The sequence below is a fragment of the Ochrobactrum sp. XJ1 genome (assembly GCF_024701725.1).
In the GTDB taxonomy this organism is placed as follows: domain Bacteria; phylum Pseudomonadota; class Alphaproteobacteria; order Rhizobiales; family Rhizobiaceae; genus Brucella; species Brucella anthropi.
In genome coordinates this window covers 1-15,570 of record NZ_VDGD01000011.1, presented here as the reverse complement: position 1 = coordinate 15,570, position 15,570 = coordinate 1, and the positions used below count along the sequence as shown (strand labels likewise).

Genomic DNA, 15,570 nt, shown 5'->3' with positions numbered 1-15,570 from the left:
CCTAACCACGAATCTGACCGTCACCGCGAACGCGATATTTGAACGAGGTCAGCTGCTCCACACCGACCGGTCCACGCGCATGCATCTTGCCGGTAGCAATGCCGATTTCCGCGCCCATGCCGAACTCGCCGCCATCGGCAAATTGCGTCGAGGCATTGTGCAGGAGAATGGCCGAGTCGATCTCGTTGAAGAAGCGCGCAACCGCTGCCGCATCCTCAGCCACGACGGCTTCCGTATGGTGCGAGGAATAGCGGTTGATGTGCTCAATCGCGCCCGAAATACCGTCAACCAGCGCAACGGAAATGATCGCGTCGAGATATTCGGTCGACCAGTCCTCTTCGGTTGCAGGCTTTGCTGCCGGATAGAGCGCCAGCACGTCCGCACTCCCGCGAATTTCACAACCCTTGGCAGCCAAGTCTTCAAGGATCGGCACTAGATGCATCGCAGCTGCGGCACGATCGACCAGAAGCGTTTCCGCCGCGCCGCAAATGCCGGTGCGCCGCATCTTGGCATCGACCGCAATCTTGCGGGCCATGTCGAGATCGGCGGACTTGTCGATATAAAGATGGCAAATGCCTTCCAGATGCGCGAAGACCGGCACCCGCGCTTCCGACTGAACGCGCGCAACAAGGCTTTTTCCACCACGCGGCACGATCACATCAATCGCACCGTCCAGACCTTTCAGCATTTCGCCAACAGCGGCACGGTCGGTCACTGGCACGATCTGGATCGCATCGGCTGGCAGGCTGGCTGCTTCGAGCCCCCTGACCAGCGCCTTATGAATGGCAGCCGACGAATGCGCCGAATCCGAACCGCCACGCAGGATAACGGCATTGCCTGCCTTGAGGCACAGCGCACCGGCATCCGCAGTCACATTGGGGCGGCTTTCATAAATGACGCCGATCACACCGAGCGGCGTGCGCACACGCTCGATATGGAGCCCGTTCGGACGATCCCATTCGGCAATCACTTCGCCCACCGGATCAGGCAGGGCTGCGATAGCACGGATACCGTCGGCAATCGCACTGATCCGGCTGTCATCGAGCGTCAGCCGGTCAACGAAAGAGGCTGCCATGCCGCTCTTTTCCGCATTGGCCAGATCAAGCTTGTTGGCTTCAAGAATATCGCCACGCGCTTCAAGCATCGCATCGGCGGCAGCAATCAGCGCCCTGTTCTTCTGTTCAGTGGTAGCGATGGAAAGAGGGGCTGCGGCAGCGCGCGCCTTGCGGCCCACTTCCGCCATGACTGCAGCAATATCGTTTACCGTTTCTGCCTTGGTCAGCATCCCATCTCCCCTATGCGACTTCTGCATTGCTGGCAGCACGCACAACCAGATCGTTGCGATGGATCATCGCCGCGCGAGCATCATAGCCAAGAATTTCACTGATCTCATCGCTTTTATGCCCTGCGATCTTGCGCGCATCCTCGGCATCATAAGCGATCAGTCCGCGCGCGATTTCGCGTCCGTCCTCGTTGATCACCGCAACCGTATCGCCGCGCTCGAACTGGCCGTCGATTTCCCTGACGCCTGCGGGCAAAAGCGACTTGCCGGATTTCAGTGCCCTGGCTGCACCGGCATCCACCGTCAAACGGCCAGCCGGTTCAAGATTGCCGGAAATCCAGGTTTTCCAGGCATTGACCGGCGCACGCGCCGGTTCAAACAGTGTCGCGCGTTCACCGCGATCGATTGCCGAAAGCGGGCCGAAACGCGTGCCCGATGTGATGATCATCGCGGTCCCTGCCGCATTGGCGATCTTGCCCGCGTCGAGCTTCGTCTTCATGCCGCCGCGCGACAGTTCCGACGCCGCCGCTCCCGCCATGGCCTCGATCTGCGGGGTGATGGTTTCGACCAGCGGCAGAAACTCGGCGTCCGGGTTCTTGTGTGGCGGGGCCGTATAAAGCCCGTCAATATCCGACAGCAGGACAAGCAGGTCCGCGCCCATCATGGTCGCCACACGTGCGGCCAGACGATCATTGTCACCATAACGAATTTCGGTGGTTGCCACCGTATCGTTCTCGTTGATGACCGGCACGGCCTTCAGCTTCAACAGCGTCTCGATGGTCGCGCGCGCGTTGAGATAGCGGCGGCGCTCCTCGGTGTCGGACAGCGTGACGAGAATCTGGCCTGAACGGATGGAATGACCGCCAAGCACATCGGCATAGGCCTTGGCGAGCGCGATCTGACCTGCGGCGGCGGCGGCCTGACTTTCCTCAAGTTTCAGCGCCTTCTTCGGCAGCCCCAGAACCGTGCGTCCAAGTGCAATAGCACCGGAAGAAACCACCAGCACTTCGACGCCTGCATGATGCAGAGCGGCAATGTCCTGCCCGAGGCTTTCCAGCCAGTCCCGCTTGAGACCGGCTGCTCGATCCACCAGAAGAGCGGACCCGATTTTAACAACGATGCGGCGATAGTTTTTCAGTTGCTTCAGCATGCTTTCATTCCCCTCGCCGCATCCAAAGCGCATCCCGAAAAGTGTGAAACGGTTTTCGGACAAGATGCGTGCCCAAATAAAATCCGACGCTTATTCTTCGGCTTCCGCCGTACCGGCCTCTGCGGCGCGGCTCTGGTCGATGACGCTTGCGAGCTGGCGCAGAGCATCGTTCAGACCTTCATGGCTGACGGCTGAAAGCAGCAGCGGGTCGCGCCCACATGCCTTTTTCAGCGCCTTGACCTTGGCCTTGCGCGCTTCAGGATCGAGCGTATCGATCTGCGACAGCGCAACGATTTCCGGCTTGTCGGCAAGCCCGTGTTCATAGGCCTCAAGCTCACCACGAATGACGTGATAGGCCTTGGCGACATCTTCTTCCTGCGCCGAAACCAGATGCAGCAGAACGCGCGTGCGCTCGACATGGCCGAGGAAACGGTCGCCAAGACCGACGCCTTCACTCGCACCTTCGATCAAGCCCGGAATATCGGCGATGACGAATTCGCGGCCATCCACGCGGGCGACGCCCAGATTGGGATGCAGCGTGGTGAATGGATAATCGGCAATCTTCGGCTTGGCAGCTGTCACACTTGCAAGGAAGGTGGATTTTCCGGCATTGGGCAGACCGACCAGACCAGCATCGGCGATCAGTTTCAGGCGCAGCCAGATGGTGCGCTCGATGCCTTCCTGTCCGGGATTGGCGCGGCGCGGCGCGCGATTGGTCGAGGTCGTGAAATGCAGATTGCCGAAGCCACCATTGCCGCCCTTGGCCAGCCGGTAGCGCTGGCCGATTTCGGTGATATCGCAGATCAGCGTTTCGTCGTCTTCCTCGAAAATCTGCGTGCCGACCGGCACCTTGAGAATAACGTCGTCGCCCTTGCCGCCGGTCATATTGCGGCCCATGCCATGCATGCCGGTCTTGGCCCGGAAATGCTGCTGATAGCGATAGTCGATCAGCGTGTTGAGGCCGTTTACAGCCTCCACCCAGACATCGCCGCCGCGTCCACCATCACCGCCATCGGGACCGCCGAATTCGAGAAATTTCTCGCGGCGGAACGAAACCGCCCCCGCACCGCCATTGCCGGAGCGGATGTAGATCTTTGCCTGATCGAGAAACTTCATCTGAACGTAACCTTCTTGGATGCCCACACTCTGGCGGGCTTTTGGGCGGCAGACGCCCTGAATATTGTTACATGCGGGCCTGTGCCCGCATGTGGTGTGTTGCAATTACAGCAAAAGCGGCCTCCTGCAAACAGTCGAGGAGGCCAGATTTCATCCGAGTTTGTCTTTCCAGACCGGATCGGTGAAATCGATATAGATCAATTCCTGATCCAGATATTGGCCCTGCACGTAAAGTGACTTGGGTTCGACACCGAAAGTCTTGAAACCAAGCGCATAATAGACGCGCTTGGCGGCTTCATTCGTGGCCACCACCTTGGCATCCAGAACGACGACCTGCTTTGCGGCATGGTCGATGACCTTGCTGACGAGGGCCTTGCCCAAGTCCAGCCCGCGCGCTTCGGGGGCCACATAGACACCCCAGAGCGTGCCGCGATGGCGCTCGGACTTGCGGTCGTGGCGGAAAAGGCCAGCCGTTCCCAGCAGGTTTTCACCGTCGAAGGCACCGAAAACCACATTACCGTCCACCTGCTCCAGACGACGTGCGAACACGCTGTCCGAATAGGCATTCTCTTCTTCGAAACTCGAACCGAAGGCCATTGGCGCACGCTGCAAAGCGCTTAATCTTATGGCTCGATAGCGATGCAGATCGCCCTTTTCGAGCGCACGCACCACGATCTTCTCGCGTGCGATTGCATGAGTATCCATCATTTCATTCCCCGTTATTATTGGTCCTGCGGCCTACAAGGTTTGGCACGCAGGACCTTTTGTTTACGACTGCCAGCTTCTCAGCCCGATCCAGGTGCGACGATCAAGGACATAGCGCTCGACCGGCACATTGCCTGCGGCAAGCGAATCCGCCATGCCCATGCTGCTGAACTGGAACCCGCACTTGTGGATCACCCGGCGGGAGCCGCCATTGCTGGCCCGGCACGAGACATGCAGCCGCTCGATGGCAGTTGCACGGAAAGCCAGATCGATCAGGGCGTGAGCGGCCTCGGTGGCAAAGCCGTGCCCCCAATAGGGCTCACCCAGCCAGTAGCCGATTTCCAGCCCCTCGCCATGCTTATGCGCATGAATGCCGCAGCAGCCCATAAAGATGCCGGTTTCCGCTTGCGTGATGGCGTAGATGCAATTGCCCATCTCGCCTTTTCGCACGCGTTCGACAAAATCGACCGCATTTTCACGCGTGTATGGATGCGGCATGCGGGCAAGCATACCGGAGACGCGGGCGTTATTGGCAAGATAGGAAATCGCATCCACGTCTTCGACATGCGGCGGGCGCAGGACCAGCCTTTCAGTGACGAGGACAGGACAGTCTAGTTCATAAGCCAGATCGGGGCTCAGATCATCAGCCAGACTGGTCGCCAAGCCGACAGCCTGGCCGGGCGACAGATCGGTGTAACTGTCTCTTCTTTCGCTACTGCTTGCGTCGTAACAATCTTCTTCCAGAACTTCGACAACCATTTTTCGTTCCTCCAGATGCAAAAAGGGAAGATGGTGGCCCCATCTTCCCTTCGATCTTTTGGCTAGGCTGCCATTTGCACCGGGTCCGATGGGACGCCGGTGCTTTAGAGAGTGCCCGGCTTACTCTGCTGCTTCCGCGATCGGGTCTACCGATACGTACGTGCGGCCGTTGGCTTTCGTACGGAAAGATACAGAACCGTTCGTGGTTGCAAAAATCGTGTGGTCCTTGCCGAGGCCAACATTGGCGCCCGGATGCCACTTCGTGCCGCGTTGACGCACGATGATGTTGCCGGCGAGCACAGCTTCGCCGCCGAACTTCTTCACGCCAAGGCGTTTGGATTCTGAATCGCGACCGTTACGCGAGGAACCGCCAGCTTTTTTGTGTGCCATTGGTGTTCTCCTTTAATCTCTCTACTTACTCAGCCGACTCGGCCTTGGCTGCTGCCTTCTTAGGCGCTGCCTTCGGAGCCTTCTTCTCGGCGGCCTTCTTGGAAGGCTTTGCGCCGTCGGTGAGGATCTCCGAGATACGGATGGTCGTCAGTTCCTGACGATGACCGCGGGTGCGCTTCGAATTCTGACGACGACGCTTCTTGAACGCGATGACCTTGCGGGCACGGCCCTGTTCGACGACTTCGGCGGTGACAATAGCACCGGCGACGGTCGGGGCGCCAATGGTCGAGCCGACCATCAGAACTTCTGCGAATTCTACGATGTCACCGGCTTCGCCAGCAACTTTTTCGACCTTGATGAGGTCGTTTGCGGCAACGCGATACTGCTTGCCACCGGTCTTGATGACTGCGAACATTTGTTGTCCTTTCGGTTGTTCGGTCCGGCTCTCATTTCCACGACATTGGCGTCGAAGTGATGGGCCGTCTTTTTATCAGTCGGTTGATGAGCGGGCTTTTGGCCCCTGATCGCAGCCCGGAAAAGTCCGAAATCTGCAATCAAAACAATAGGCGCGGATTACCCCACGCCTAAGGTCTGGTGCTTATAGGTGTGAAGCGGCAGAAAAGTCAAGAATTTTCACAACGGAATGCAAATTAGGTCTTGTCTAATTGCCTCTGGCTCGTTAATGAGCCGCTACACACTTAGCATTCGCTTTAGATGCTTTTCAACGGCGCGATTTTTATAGATCGTTTTACCGTAGTGCACAATGCGGAGAGGTGGCTGAGTGGTCGAAAGTACCGCACTCGAAATGCGGCGTGGGGGTAACTCCACCGTGGGTTCGAATCCCACCCTCTCCGCCATATCACTTCAAGGCTGTGTGTCTTCCTGACAGGTATTCTCGGGCTTGCAGACCAGTCCAGCCTGCGCCAGCAAACCAGCTACACCATCACGTGCGCCCAGCCCCTCGGGATCGCACAGATATTCCATGTGATCATTCAAATATCCGGCCATCGGCGCACGCCAGTCAGGCGAGGTTTCGATCATCTGTTCAGATGTATAAAGCAGATATTCGACATATGCCCCATAGGCGGTGAGCTGCGTCGTGCCTCTCAGCGCACAATAGTCGGCCTGGGCCAGCTCGGGCTTTTGCACCGTCAGATTCAGAAACTCGCGATATATTTCGCGCGCTGTCTGGTCGCGCTGAATGAGATCGGCCTGACCGACCTGATAGGGAATAATAACCAGCGCCGAGAGCGCGGCAAAGGCTGTAGCAATCCCGCCCAGAGCGGCTAACGGTTCAGTATTACGCCGCAACCAGTTCCACATGTTCAGACCTTGGGTTGCTCATGGGTGGCACAATGGATACCGCCGCCAACCTCACCCACCGGATCGATATTCAATGTAACAATCTCCCGACCGGGATACAGTTTGGCAAGAATAGCGGCAGCCCGTTCATCGGCTTTACGATCCCCGAACTCGGCAGCTATCACCGCGCCGTTACAAACGTAGTAATTGACATAGGAAGACACGAAATCGTGGCTTTTCGAGCGGATATTATAAGGCTCCGGCAGAATAACCATATCGAGTTTGCGACCCTCGGCATCGGTGGCTGCGGCCAGAATGTCGTGCGTTTCGAAGGCAGCAGCCGACCAGGGATCGTCGGGATCGATCTTATCTCCCATCTGGATTACCAGCTGTCCCGGCTTAACAAAACGGGCAAGCGCATCGATATGATAATCGGTGATATCGGCACCAATGATTCCGGGCGCCCAGATCATCTTGCGGGCGCCCATCGTATCCAGCAGCATCTTCTCGATTTCAGCTTTGCTGCCCCGATTGCGATTGCCATTGACGAAGGTGCTTTCATGAGCGATCAGCGTGCCATGGCCGTCGGTTTCAACACCGCCCGCTTCACCCACCAGCCCTGTATCGAAAACCTGCACCCCCATCCGCTCGGCTATCCGCGCGGCGATCTGACCGTCTGCCCCATGGGTCTGCTTGTTGCCCCAACCGTTGAAGTTGAACTGCGTGACGGCGAGACCACCCTTGCCATCCACGACAAAGGAGGGACCGGAATCGCGACACCACAAATCATCGGTCGGAATGTCCCATAATTCCACATTGCGCGACACCAGCTTGCGAACTGCGCGGTGGTGCTGTGCCGCCGCCAGCATCACGACCGGCTCGAATTCAGCAATGGTGTTGGCGATTTTCGCGATCGTTTTCTGAATGTCATCCAGAAAATCAGGATCGTCATAGACCGCCGGATTCACCGGCCATTGCATGAAAGTACGTTCATGCGGCTCTGTTTCTTCCGGATACCAAAAACCGGCAGAACGAGCCGATTGACCTTCAGCCTGCCCTCTCTGTGACTGCATAGACATAGCAACGGCAGCAGCGGCAGCACCCAACAAGGTTTGGCGGCGGGTCATCATCGTATCACCATGAAAATAAAAGGGAAAAAACGTATTTTAGAGCATCTTTATATACGGTAGAGCGACCCGGACGTGCTGTCAACAAAGGGCCGCTTCTCCGCGACACGTAAACCATGCTAGAAGCGTATCATGACTGTGTTATCCGCCGTTGCTCCCGTCTATCACCCTCCGCTGGAACCCTACCTCTCGATCCTTCATCGCGATGCAGGCTTTCTCGTGCTGGATAAGCCAAGTGGCCTCTTATCCGTACCGGGGCGTCACCCCGCATTGTCGGACAGTCTCGCAACACGCGTTCAGGAACAGTTTCCGCAAGCCCAGATGATCAACCGTCTCGACAAGGACACGTCGGGCCTTGTGCTGATGTCGCTCAACCGCAAGGCACATGCTGCCATCGCCTCGCAGTTTGAGGCGCGGACGACGCAAAAATCCTACGTTGCAGTGGTCTGGGGGCTTGTTGAAGATGACGAAGGGCTGATCGACCTGCCTCTAGCCATAGACCCCGACAACAAACCGCGTCATCGTGTCGACCGTGAAAATGGCAAACCAGCACAAACCCGCTGGCGGGTTCTGGATCGGGACGAGAACACAACGCGTCTGCGGCTTCATCCCCTCACAGGGCGCACGCACCAGCTGCGTGTACATATGAAAGCGCTCGGCCACGTGATCCTTGGCGACGAATTCTATGCCGAAGGTGAAGCGCTGGCTGCTGCAGATCGCCTTCTGCTGCACGCGGAAGAATTGTCTTTCCAGCATCCCGATGGTCGTTCCGTGAACTTTACCGCGCCCTGCCCCTTCTGAGAGCATCCATGTCGCAGAAAATCGATACATCGGAACTGGTCGTTGATTTCGTCGGAGGCGCTGTCGGCCACCGGTTTCGCTCCGGCGAAGGACGCGGACAGGCTCTCGCCAAGGCCGCCGGTCTGACGCGCGATGCCACGCCAGAAATCGTGGATGCGACAGCGGGGCTCGGACGCGACGCATTTCTGCTGGCATCGCTGGGTGCAAAGGTAACTTTGATCGAGCGTTCCGAAAAGATGCACGCTCTTCTCGCCGAAGGGCTGGCGCGCGCTGCTGCAGAAGGCGGTCGCTATGCCGAGACTGTCGCGCGCATGACACTTCTGCTGGGTGATTCCAGCTTGCTCCTGCCGGATCTGAAGCCGCAGGTCGTGCTGGTTGACCCGATGCACCCTCCGCGCGGTAACAGTGCGCTCGTCAAAAAGGAAATGCGGCAAATCCGCGAGATCGTCGGCACAGATCCGGATGCTGAAAGACTGATGCAAGTGGCGCTGGAAGCCGCGCAGAACCGCGTGGTGCTGAAATGGCCCCTGCGTGCCGACCCAATGGCCGGATTGCGCAAACCTTCCCACCAGATACTCGGCAAAAGCACGCGCTATGACGTGTTCGTCAAAGCCAAGCTGAGTTGAACATCATGCAACAACTATGACTGGCCGCTCCCGCCTGTAGCGGGCCCGCGCGACATTTCGCCGGAATAGACACTGAGGCCATTACGCCCTTTCGCCTTGGCATCATACATGGCCGCATCCGCAGCCGCCAAGAGTTCCCCCGCCGCCCCGCCATGTCTCGGGAAACAGGCGACGCCGATACTGCAGGTGACTTCCAGACATGCCCCGTCCAGTTCGACCGGCTCGCTGATCTTCCGCCTGATCTCGTCCAGCCGGGAGCAAAAATCACCTTCATCCGCCTGCAAAACCAGAATGAATTCATCGCCTCCCATGCGACCGGCTAGTTCACCGTCGCGCAGGAGCACCGAAATCCGTTCGGCAATCTGTTGCAGGAGCTTGTCTCCCGCTGCATGGCCGAGCGTATCGTTGACCGGTTTGAACTGATCCAGATCGAGAAAGCCAACAGCCACCCTCCGAGATCGGGAAGCTGCCTGTTGGAGAATCTCGTCGAGCCTTCGCTCCAGGAAGGCCCTGTTCGCCAGTCCCGTCAGCGTATCGTGTTCGGCCAGATAGCGGATGCGCTCATCGGCAATGCGCCTGTCTATGGCAATGCCGGTCAGCCTCGCTGCAGTAGTGAAAAACTCCCTGAGATCAAGGTCTTTCGAAGCGTCAACATCGGCCACCAAGCCTAGAAAACCGTGCCCCTCAGCGTCCGCAGACGGAATCTCGATGCAGAATATGGTTTGGCTGTCTGGAAGCAATGTCCTCAACACCACTTCGAGACTCGCGGCCGAAATCGATTCAAGCCCACCTCTCAAACCGGTCACCAGTTGAGGCAGCGAAGGCGCGGATATGACGACTTCGTCAGTCGTTTCCCCGGTAAGCATGGCAACACAGTGAGCACCAGCTGTAATATCTTCCAGCAAATGTGCCAGCTGATCGACAAATTCCGGTATGGCAACCGCGCTTACCGTCATTTCCAGAATACGGGCCTGAACCTGCATGAAGCGTTCAGCCCTTTTCTTGATGGAAATGTCACGAGACACACCCACGACGCCGATAATATTGCCGCTTCTATCGCGCAAAGGCACGCGCGAGATCATGAGCCAGCGATCAGCTCCGCCGCGCATGGCGCGTTCTTCATAACCGAGATCCGGCTGGCCGCTTTCCATGACCTGCTTTTCGATTTCGGAAATGCGAGCAGTGATCGCAGCTTCACCATGAATTTCGAAGTCGGTCAGTCCGACCAGATCTCTGATGTCCGATAGTCCGTTGTTGCGAACCACAGCATCATTGGCAAACAGGAACCGACCCTGCAGGTCCTTGGCATAGATGAAATCTGGCACGTGATTGATCATTGCGACGAGCCAATTGAGCTGCTCTTCGCCTGCACAGGCGTGATCGCCCGGGTTCAGTTGTGATGGCTGACACCCCGCGTGAGCAGGATGTAGATCACCCTCATTCTTATCGGCATCTTGCAATGCCTCATTTGCCAGACCTTTCATGGATAGAGCCCCTCCATGCTTTCATGACCATATTAGCAATCTTTTGATTAGTGGGAATGGCATAAAACGGTCGTACCATCGCTTTGCGTCACATCCGATACTCTTTTCCGTGACTTTACGTGTGGTGTGCAAACTGCCAACATCACTCCGGAGTACAACCATTTAGGTTTCCGGTAACGGGGACGAACATCCAGTTTCATTTAGGCAATTCTTTCACAACAAAACATTCCGATGACGAGGTCTCATGAAACAAAGCATCGACCTGACAACCGCCCCGATCAATCAGGCTTTGCTGCTTTTTGCGTTGCCGACGCTTGGCTCTTCCATATTGCAATCAGCCAACGGTTCGATCGATACGATCTGGATCGGCCAGTTGCTGGGCGAGAATGCACTTGCAGCGACGACAAACGGCAACCTGGTCATGTTTCTGCTAACTGCCTTTGTCTTCGGTTTCGGCATGGCATCGACGATCCTGATCGGACAGGCATTCGGGCGGCGTGATGTCGAGACAGCGCGCGCAATAGCGGGCACCACTGTTGGTACTTTCGTGCCGCTTAGCATTGTCGTCGCCATCATCGGCTGGCTACTCGCCCCAAAGGTGTTGGATCTGCTCGGAACGCCTGAAGCAATTGAACCGCTGGCGCGCGCGTTTCTGCAAGTTACGTTCCTCGCCATGCCGGCGATTCTGATGCAGACGACATTGATGATGGCATTGCGCGGCAGCGGCGACGCCATGACCCCGCTCATATTCATGGGAATGGCCGTTCTTTTGGATATAGCGCTCAATCCCCTTTTCATTCTGGGCTGGGGGCCGCTGCCCGCACTCGGTATCGCAGGGTCTGCCTTGGCGACGGCTGCCGCCAATTACATAAGCCTCGCAGCGATGCTTTATTATATCTACTACCGTGATCTGCCTTTGCGCCTGCGCGGCGAGGAATTATGGCTTCTAGTTCCGGACCGGGAATTACTGCGGCTGATCTTCACCAAAGGACTGCCAATGGGCGTCCAGATGATTGTGGTTTCCAGTTCGATGCTGACCATGATGCGGCTGGTCAATCAGGAGGGGGTCGATACGACAGCCGCGTTTGGCGCTACGCAGCAGCTCTGGACTTATGTGCAGATGCCGGCAATGGCGCTTGGCGCCGCTGTCAGCGCCATGGCTGCCCAGAATATCGGTGCGGGAAAATGGGATCGCGTGAGTTCGATAACGCGTATAGGGGCGATTTATGCAGTTCTGATGACGGGAGCCCTGGTTGTGCTGCTGCTTCTCGCGGATCGACAGGCCATGCAGATATTTCTCGGCGCGGACAGTCCGGCAATCACGATCGGCCAGCACATCGGGCAGATCGCGACCTGGGGTTTCATCGCCTTCGGCGTATCGATGGTTCTTTTCGGAACTGTAAGAGCGAACGGCCAGGTTATCTGGCCGCTCATCATTCTCTTCGTATCCATGTACCCGGTGCGTCTCGGTGTCGCCATTGGTCTGCGTGAACAGTTTGGTTCCGATGCGCTCTGGCTGAGTTTTCCAGCTGCAATGGTATCAACCCTGCTGATGGCGACGGTCCTTTATTTTCACGGCGGATGGAAAAAGAACTCATCGATGCATATCGACGCCCACGAACTTCAAGGGGAAGCGGCTTGTGTATCGCAATCGACAGAAGCCGCCCCATCGAGCAATGCACTTGCTCCCAATGCTCCGCTTGTGGCGGAAGTGAAGGCTGGGACGTAGAACGCTTTTGCAGCCGTCGAAACTGCTGCTCTACAAGCTTACGGAAAATCTCCCATCGCGCACAACACGATAAATGCGAAAGGCTTCAGCTGATCAACTGCATTGTTACAATCGGGTTGTCCGCTCTATAAGTATATCTTATCCTCTTCTCAAATTCATCGGCCCCAATGGGATTACCATCTATAGCAACGATATGGTCTTTAAGTGCGGCAAAATATATCGGATTCATACCACTGATATAGATTAATCCACCGTCATATTTGTCCGAGATGAAATTGAATAAACCTGGTTTTGGACGGGAACTGTCGTCCCCGGTGAAATCAATCGGGCATTTGCTGTGTGGGCTTTCCGCTTCAATCTGTACAGCCGCGCGGTCGTGGACATTGATCGTCAAAGCACCGGGCACAAATCGTTGAGCCCTCAAATCAAACTGACCACCGTTAGAAACGTCGATAATAGCCCTCGCATCTGGTATCGAACTATTATTGTAAACTAATGACTTCAATTCAGCGATTTGAAATGTTCCACCGTTAATTATTATTCTCGTATCTGATGTATATATAATTTCAACTTCACCGAGAAAATCATTAAAAGAATCTTCTACTTCAGAACTGTTCAACCGAAATCTTACATCTCCTTCATTGATGAGGAAAAGCGGAGTATTCTCTTCTCCATTCTGTATCCACTTTATCTTCGACCGAGCCGATAGCAGGCAAATGGACGACGTGGAATTACCACGCATTTCAAAACTTGTTCTGCTTTTGTCGAACGAGTCGCGATGCGGCCCAATAATAATTTGGTTATTTCCATAGACTGCAGGATCATAAACTTGATCCGCATCGGCGTCCCATACAAACGTTTGATAATTTGTGCTCATACTTATTGCCCAAAAACTGCGCTTTGAAAAATTGACCCAAGAATTGATGAAGAGATCATCGTTAAATATTTTTGTTTTAGCCCCCCCATATATTTCATAAACTTCAGATATAATCGCGTATAGTTACGTGATCTCCAAAATAGTATCAAATAAATGGAAGTCAATATTCTAATCATACAAGTATCATTTAATTATTTATACCATTTTTTTTGACCATCATCAAGCTAATTGAGCTTTTTCTTATTGTCTTTATATTGATGGTGGAGAGAGGTGGTTCGGGAAATCTGGACAGCGGAGATAAGTGGAATTTCTGCCTGACTTCGGCTTAGATGCCGAGAACAGGAGATACCATGACGAGACGACCACGCCGGAACCACAGCCCGGCTTTCAAGGCAAAGGTGGCGCTTGCCGCCATTCGAGGCGAGCAGACACTGGTGGAATTGTCCCAGCAGTTCGACGTGCATGCCAACCAGATTAAGCAGTGGAAAGACCAGCTCCTTGAGGGGGCGACCGGCGTTTTCGGTGATGAGAACAAGGCGGAACCGACAGGGCCAACCGTTGATGTCAAAACGCTTCATGCCAAAATCGGCGAACTGACGCTGGAGAACGATTTTTTGTCCGGTGCGCTCGGCAAGGCGGGATTGCTGGGCGGAAAAAAATGATTGACCGCGCGCACAAGCTGTCGGTTGCAAGGCAGGCCCGGCTTCTCGGCTTCAGCCGTAGCAGCGTCTACTATTCTCCACGATCAGTGTCGGACAGCGATCTGGCTTTGATCCGGCGGATCGACGAACTGCATCTCGACTACCCTTTTGCCGGAAGTCGGATGTTGCAAGGGCTTTTGAGAGGAGAAGGGCTGGAAACTGGGCGGCTTCATATCGCAACGCTGATGAAAAAGATGGGCATTGAGGCAATCTATCGCCGCCCGAACACCTCGAAGCCAGCGCCAGGGCACAAAATCTATCCCTATCTCCTGCGCAAGCTGGCGGTCACCCGGCCCAACCAGGTGTGGGCAATGGATCTGACCTATATCCCCATGGCGCGTGGTTTTGTCTATCTCTGCGCCGTCGTGGACTGGTTCAGCCGCAAGGTTTTATCGTGGCGACTGTCGATCACGATGGAAGCGGCCTTCTGCATCGAAGCGGTTGAGGAAGCGCTGGCCCGCTATGGCAAGCCGGATATCTTCAACACAGATCAGGGATCGCAGTTCACGTCCATTGACTTCACCACCGTGCTGAAGAAGGCGGAAGTCGCCATCTCGATGGATGGCAAGGGCGCGTGGCGGGACAATGTCTTCGTCGAGCGGCTCTGGCGGTCGATCAAATATGAGGAGGTTTATCTCCACGCCTACAAGACCGTGTCTGAGGCCCGCGTCAGCATCGGTCGATATCTGACCTTTTACAATAGCCGACGCCCACATTCATCCCTTGACCGGCAGACGCCGGATCAGGTCTACTTCAACGCGCTGACACCAATGATGGTGGCGGCATAATCGCGGCGGAAATCCACTTAACGAAACGCCCGAAACTGTTCAGACAAACCGAACCACTTCTGAGTGCCCCGTTCCATCGGACATTTCAGCTATTTTGATTTATCCCTGATGAACTGCCTAGGGGAGGCCATCTTGAGCGCGGAATGTCGATGGATTTCGTTGCAGTCTTCGATCCATCCGTCGATTACGGTGGAGCGCTGTTTCGGCGTCCGGTATAGCTGATATGCTGATGAAATCCCTCTTCAGGGCTTTGACGAAAACCTCTGACATACCGTTGGACTGGCGGCTCGCGACCGGAATGAAGCAAGGTGTCAGATTGAGCGCCTGAGCAAACAATCTCGTGTCCCGTGCTGTGTAGGTCGAGCGACTGTCCGAGATGCTCGATAGTATGTGAGGCTCGGGTTACGTCGAAGCGCTTCTCGACCGCCTCCAACATCGCGTCGCACACGTCGGAGCCGGAGAGGCCTGCATTGGGGACATCGGTCCAGGCGACGATCTCTCGACCGAAGGCTTCGATGATGAAGGCGAGGCGAATGACCTCTCCTTTCCAGCAGGCGAACTCCAACCCGTCGGAACCCCAGCGCAAGTTCGAACGCATGACCGTGACCCGGCCATCATGGATGCAGCCCTTGCGAACGGCCGTATGCTTCTCCAGCTATAGCGCGACAATCAGGATGAGACGCTTGCGACAATCTGGATGAGATTCTTAGGTCGCGGTCGGGATCAAATTATC

Annotated in this window: 15 protein-coding genes, 1 tRNA gene and 1 pseudogene; 5 read left to right on the top strand and 12 right to left on the bottom strand. The window is 55.9% G+C overall.

The window, feature by feature from the left end; genetic code table 11:
- Position 1: 1 nt before the first annotated feature.
- From FG152_RS19615 to rplU, 7 genes are all read right to left on the bottom strand, one after another.
- The gene (locus FG152_RS19615) at positions 2–1,285 is read right to left on the bottom strand and encodes a glutamate-5-semialdehyde dehydrogenase (protein ID WP_010661515.1); all 1,284 of its coding nucleotides are present in this window, start codon (positions 1,283–1,285) and stop codon (positions 2–4) included.
- A gap of 10 nt (positions 1,286–1,295) precedes the next feature.
- Positions 1,296–2,432, bottom strand: coding sequence for a glutamate 5-kinase (gene proB, locus FG152_RS19610; RefSeq protein WP_010661516.1), 1,137 nt, complete (start codon positions 2,430–2,432; stop codon positions 1,296–1,298).
- A gap of 90 nt (positions 2,433–2,522) precedes the next feature.
- Entirely contained in the window at positions 2,523–3,548 is a 1,026-nt protein-coding gene (obgE, locus tag FG152_RS19605; protein WP_010661517.1) for a GTPase ObgE, read from the bottom strand.
- 150 nt (positions 3,549–3,698) lie between these two features.
- Positions 3,699–4,256 (bottom strand): GNAT family N-acetyltransferase, encoded by a 558-nt coding sequence (locus FG152_RS19600; protein ID WP_012091221.1) that lies wholly within the window; start codon positions 4,254–4,256, stop codon positions 3,699–3,701.
- A gap of 60 nt (positions 4,257–4,316) precedes the next feature.
- Positions 4,317–5,012 (bottom strand): GNAT family N-acetyltransferase, encoded by a 696-nt coding sequence (locus tag FG152_RS19595; RefSeq protein WP_010661519.1) that lies wholly within the window; start codon positions 5,010–5,012, stop codon positions 4,317–4,319.
- Between the two features lie 120 nt (positions 5,013–5,132).
- A complete protein-coding gene (gene rpmA, locus FG152_RS19590; protein WP_010661520.1) occupies positions 5,133–5,402 on the bottom strand; it encodes a 50S ribosomal protein L27 in 270 nt (89 codons plus the stop codon).
- A 25-nt stretch (positions 5,403–5,427) separates the two neighbouring features.
- Complete coding sequence (gene rplU, locus FG152_RS19585) at positions 5,428–5,817, bottom strand: 50S ribosomal protein L21 (protein WP_010661521.1); 390 nt, start codon at positions 5,815–5,817, stop codon at positions 5,428–5,430.
- Between the two features lie 352 nt (positions 5,818–6,169).
- Here rplU and FG152_RS19580 point away from each other — a divergent pair.
- Positions 6,170–6,259: transfer RNA gene (locus tag FG152_RS19580), tRNA-Ser, on the top strand.
- A 7-nt stretch (positions 6,260–6,266) separates the two neighbouring features.
- On the opposite strand, the gene FG152_RS19575 is transcribed toward FG152_RS19580, so the two are convergent.
- Both FG152_RS19575 and FG152_RS19570 read right to left on the bottom strand, forming a co-directional pair.
- Positions 6,267–6,725: a hypothetical protein gene (locus FG152_RS19575; protein WP_010661522.1), complete on the bottom strand. Its 459-nt coding sequence runs from the start codon at positions 6,723–6,725 to the stop codon at positions 6,267–6,269.
- Between the two features lie 2 nt (positions 6,726–6,727).
- Positions 6,728–7,834, bottom strand: coding sequence for an agmatine deiminase family protein (locus FG152_RS19570; protein WP_029376292.1), 1,107 nt, complete (start codon positions 7,832–7,834; stop codon positions 6,728–6,730).
- Between the two features lie 129 nt (positions 7,835–7,963).
- Between FG152_RS19570 and FG152_RS19565 the strand changes: the two genes are divergently transcribed.
- Both FG152_RS19565 and FG152_RS19560 read left to right on the top strand, forming a co-directional pair.
- Positions 7,964–8,632: a pseudouridine synthase gene (locus tag FG152_RS19565; protein WP_036564089.1), complete on the top strand. Its 669-nt coding sequence runs from the start codon at positions 7,964–7,966 to the stop codon at positions 8,630–8,632.
- An 8-nt stretch (positions 8,633–8,640) separates the two neighbouring features.
- Positions 8,641–9,258: a class I SAM-dependent methyltransferase gene (locus FG152_RS19560; RefSeq protein ID WP_010661525.1), complete on the top strand. Its 618-nt coding sequence runs from the start codon at positions 8,641–8,643 to the stop codon at positions 9,256–9,258.
- Between the two features lie 14 nt (positions 9,259–9,272).
- Here the strand turns inward: FG152_RS19560 and FG152_RS19555 are convergent, their stop codons facing one another.
- Positions 9,273–10,742 carry a GGDEF domain-containing protein gene (locus tag FG152_RS19555; protein ID WP_010661526.1) on the bottom strand — a complete coding sequence of 490 codons (1,470 nt, stop codon included), beginning with the start codon at positions 10,740–10,742 and terminating at the stop codon, positions 9,273–9,275.
- A gap of 244 nt (positions 10,743–10,986) precedes the next feature.
- Between FG152_RS19555 and FG152_RS19550 the strand changes: the two genes are divergently transcribed.
- Positions 10,987–12,471, top strand: a complete 1,485-nt coding sequence (locus tag FG152_RS19550) for an MATE family efflux transporter (protein WP_010661527.1) — start codon at positions 10,987–10,989, stop codon at positions 12,469–12,471.
- Positions 12,472–12,556: 85 nt separating this feature from the next.
- On the opposite strand, the gene FG152_RS19545 is transcribed toward FG152_RS19550, so the two are convergent.
- Positions 12,557–13,348: a hypothetical protein gene (locus FG152_RS19545; RefSeq protein WP_010661528.1), complete on the bottom strand. Its 792-nt coding sequence runs from the start codon at positions 13,346–13,348 to the stop codon at positions 12,557–12,559.
- 350 nt (positions 13,349–13,698) lie between these two features.
- On the opposite strand from FG152_RS19545, the gene FG152_RS19540 reads away from it, so the two are divergent.
- Positions 13,699–14,837 (top strand): IS3 family transposase gene (locus FG152_RS19540; RefSeq protein ID WP_498988044.1). Its coding sequence is split into 2 segments (ribosomal slippage): positions 13,699–13,957 and positions 13,957–14,837, totalling 1,140 coding nucleotides; the frame shifts between segments, so codons are not numbered across the junction.
- Positions 14,838–14,926: 89 nt separating this feature from the next.
- Here FG152_RS19540 and FG152_RS19535 read toward each other — a convergent pair.
- Positions 14,927–15,459: pseudogene (locus tag FG152_RS19535) on the bottom strand (DDE-type integrase/transposase/recombinase); the annotation flags it as partial.
- Positions 15,460–15,570: the final 111 nt, after the last annotated feature.

What these genes read in the sequence shown, in the direction of transcription:
- FG152_RS19565 (WP_036564089.1), top strand. Translation starts at nt 7,964, where the DNA reads ATGACTGTGTTATCCGCCGTTGCTCCCGTCTATCACCCTCCGCTGGAA.
- FG152_RS19600 (WP_012091221.1), bottom strand. Translation starts at nt 4,256, where the DNA reads ATGATGGATACTCATGCAATCGCACGCGAGAAGATCGTGGTGCGTGCG.
- rpmA (WP_010661520.1), bottom strand. Translation starts at nt 5,402, where the DNA reads ATGGCACACAAAAAAGCTGGCGGTTCCTCGCGTAACGGTCGCGATTCA.
- rplU (WP_010661521.1), bottom strand. Translation starts at nt 5,817, where the DNA reads ATGTTCGCAGTCATCAAGACCGGTGGCAAGCAGTATCGCGTTGCCGCA.
- FG152_RS19545 (WP_010661528.1), bottom strand. Translation starts at nt 13,348, where the DNA reads ATGAGCACAAATTATCAAACGTTTGTATGGGACGCCGATGCGGATCAA.
- FG152_RS19575 (WP_010661522.1), bottom strand. Translation starts at nt 6,725, where the DNA reads ATGTGGAACTGGTTGCGGCGTAATACTGAACCGTTAGCCGCTCTGGGC.
- FG152_RS19570 (WP_029376292.1), bottom strand. Translation starts at nt 7,834, where the DNA reads ATGATGACCCGCCGCCAAACCTTGTTGGGTGCTGCCGCTGCTGCCGTT.
- FG152_RS19560 (WP_010661525.1), top strand. Translation starts at nt 8,641, where the DNA reads ATGTCGCAGAAAATCGATACATCGGAACTGGTCGTTGATTTCGTCGGA.
- FG152_RS19595 (WP_010661519.1), bottom strand. Translation starts at nt 5,012, where the DNA reads ATGGTTGTCGAAGTTCTGGAAGAAGATTGTTACGACGCAAGCAGTAGC.
- FG152_RS19550 (WP_010661527.1), top strand. Translation starts at nt 10,987, where the DNA reads ATGAAACAAAGCATCGACCTGACAACCGCCCCGATCAATCAGGCTTTG.
- FG152_RS19615 (WP_010661515.1), bottom strand. Translation starts at nt 1,285, where the DNA reads ATGCTGACCAAGGCAGAAACGGTAAACGATATTGCTGCAGTCATGGCG.
- obgE (WP_010661517.1), bottom strand. Translation starts at nt 3,548, where the DNA reads ATGAAGTTTCTCGATCAGGCAAAGATCTACATCCGCTCCGGCAATGGC.
- proB (WP_010661516.1), bottom strand. Translation starts at nt 2,432, where the DNA reads ATGCTGAAGCAACTGAAAAACTATCGCCGCATCGTTGTTAAAATCGGG.
- FG152_RS19555 (WP_010661526.1), bottom strand. Translation starts at nt 10,742, where the DNA reads ATGAAAGGTCTGGCAAATGAGGCATTGCAAGATGCCGATAAGAATGAG.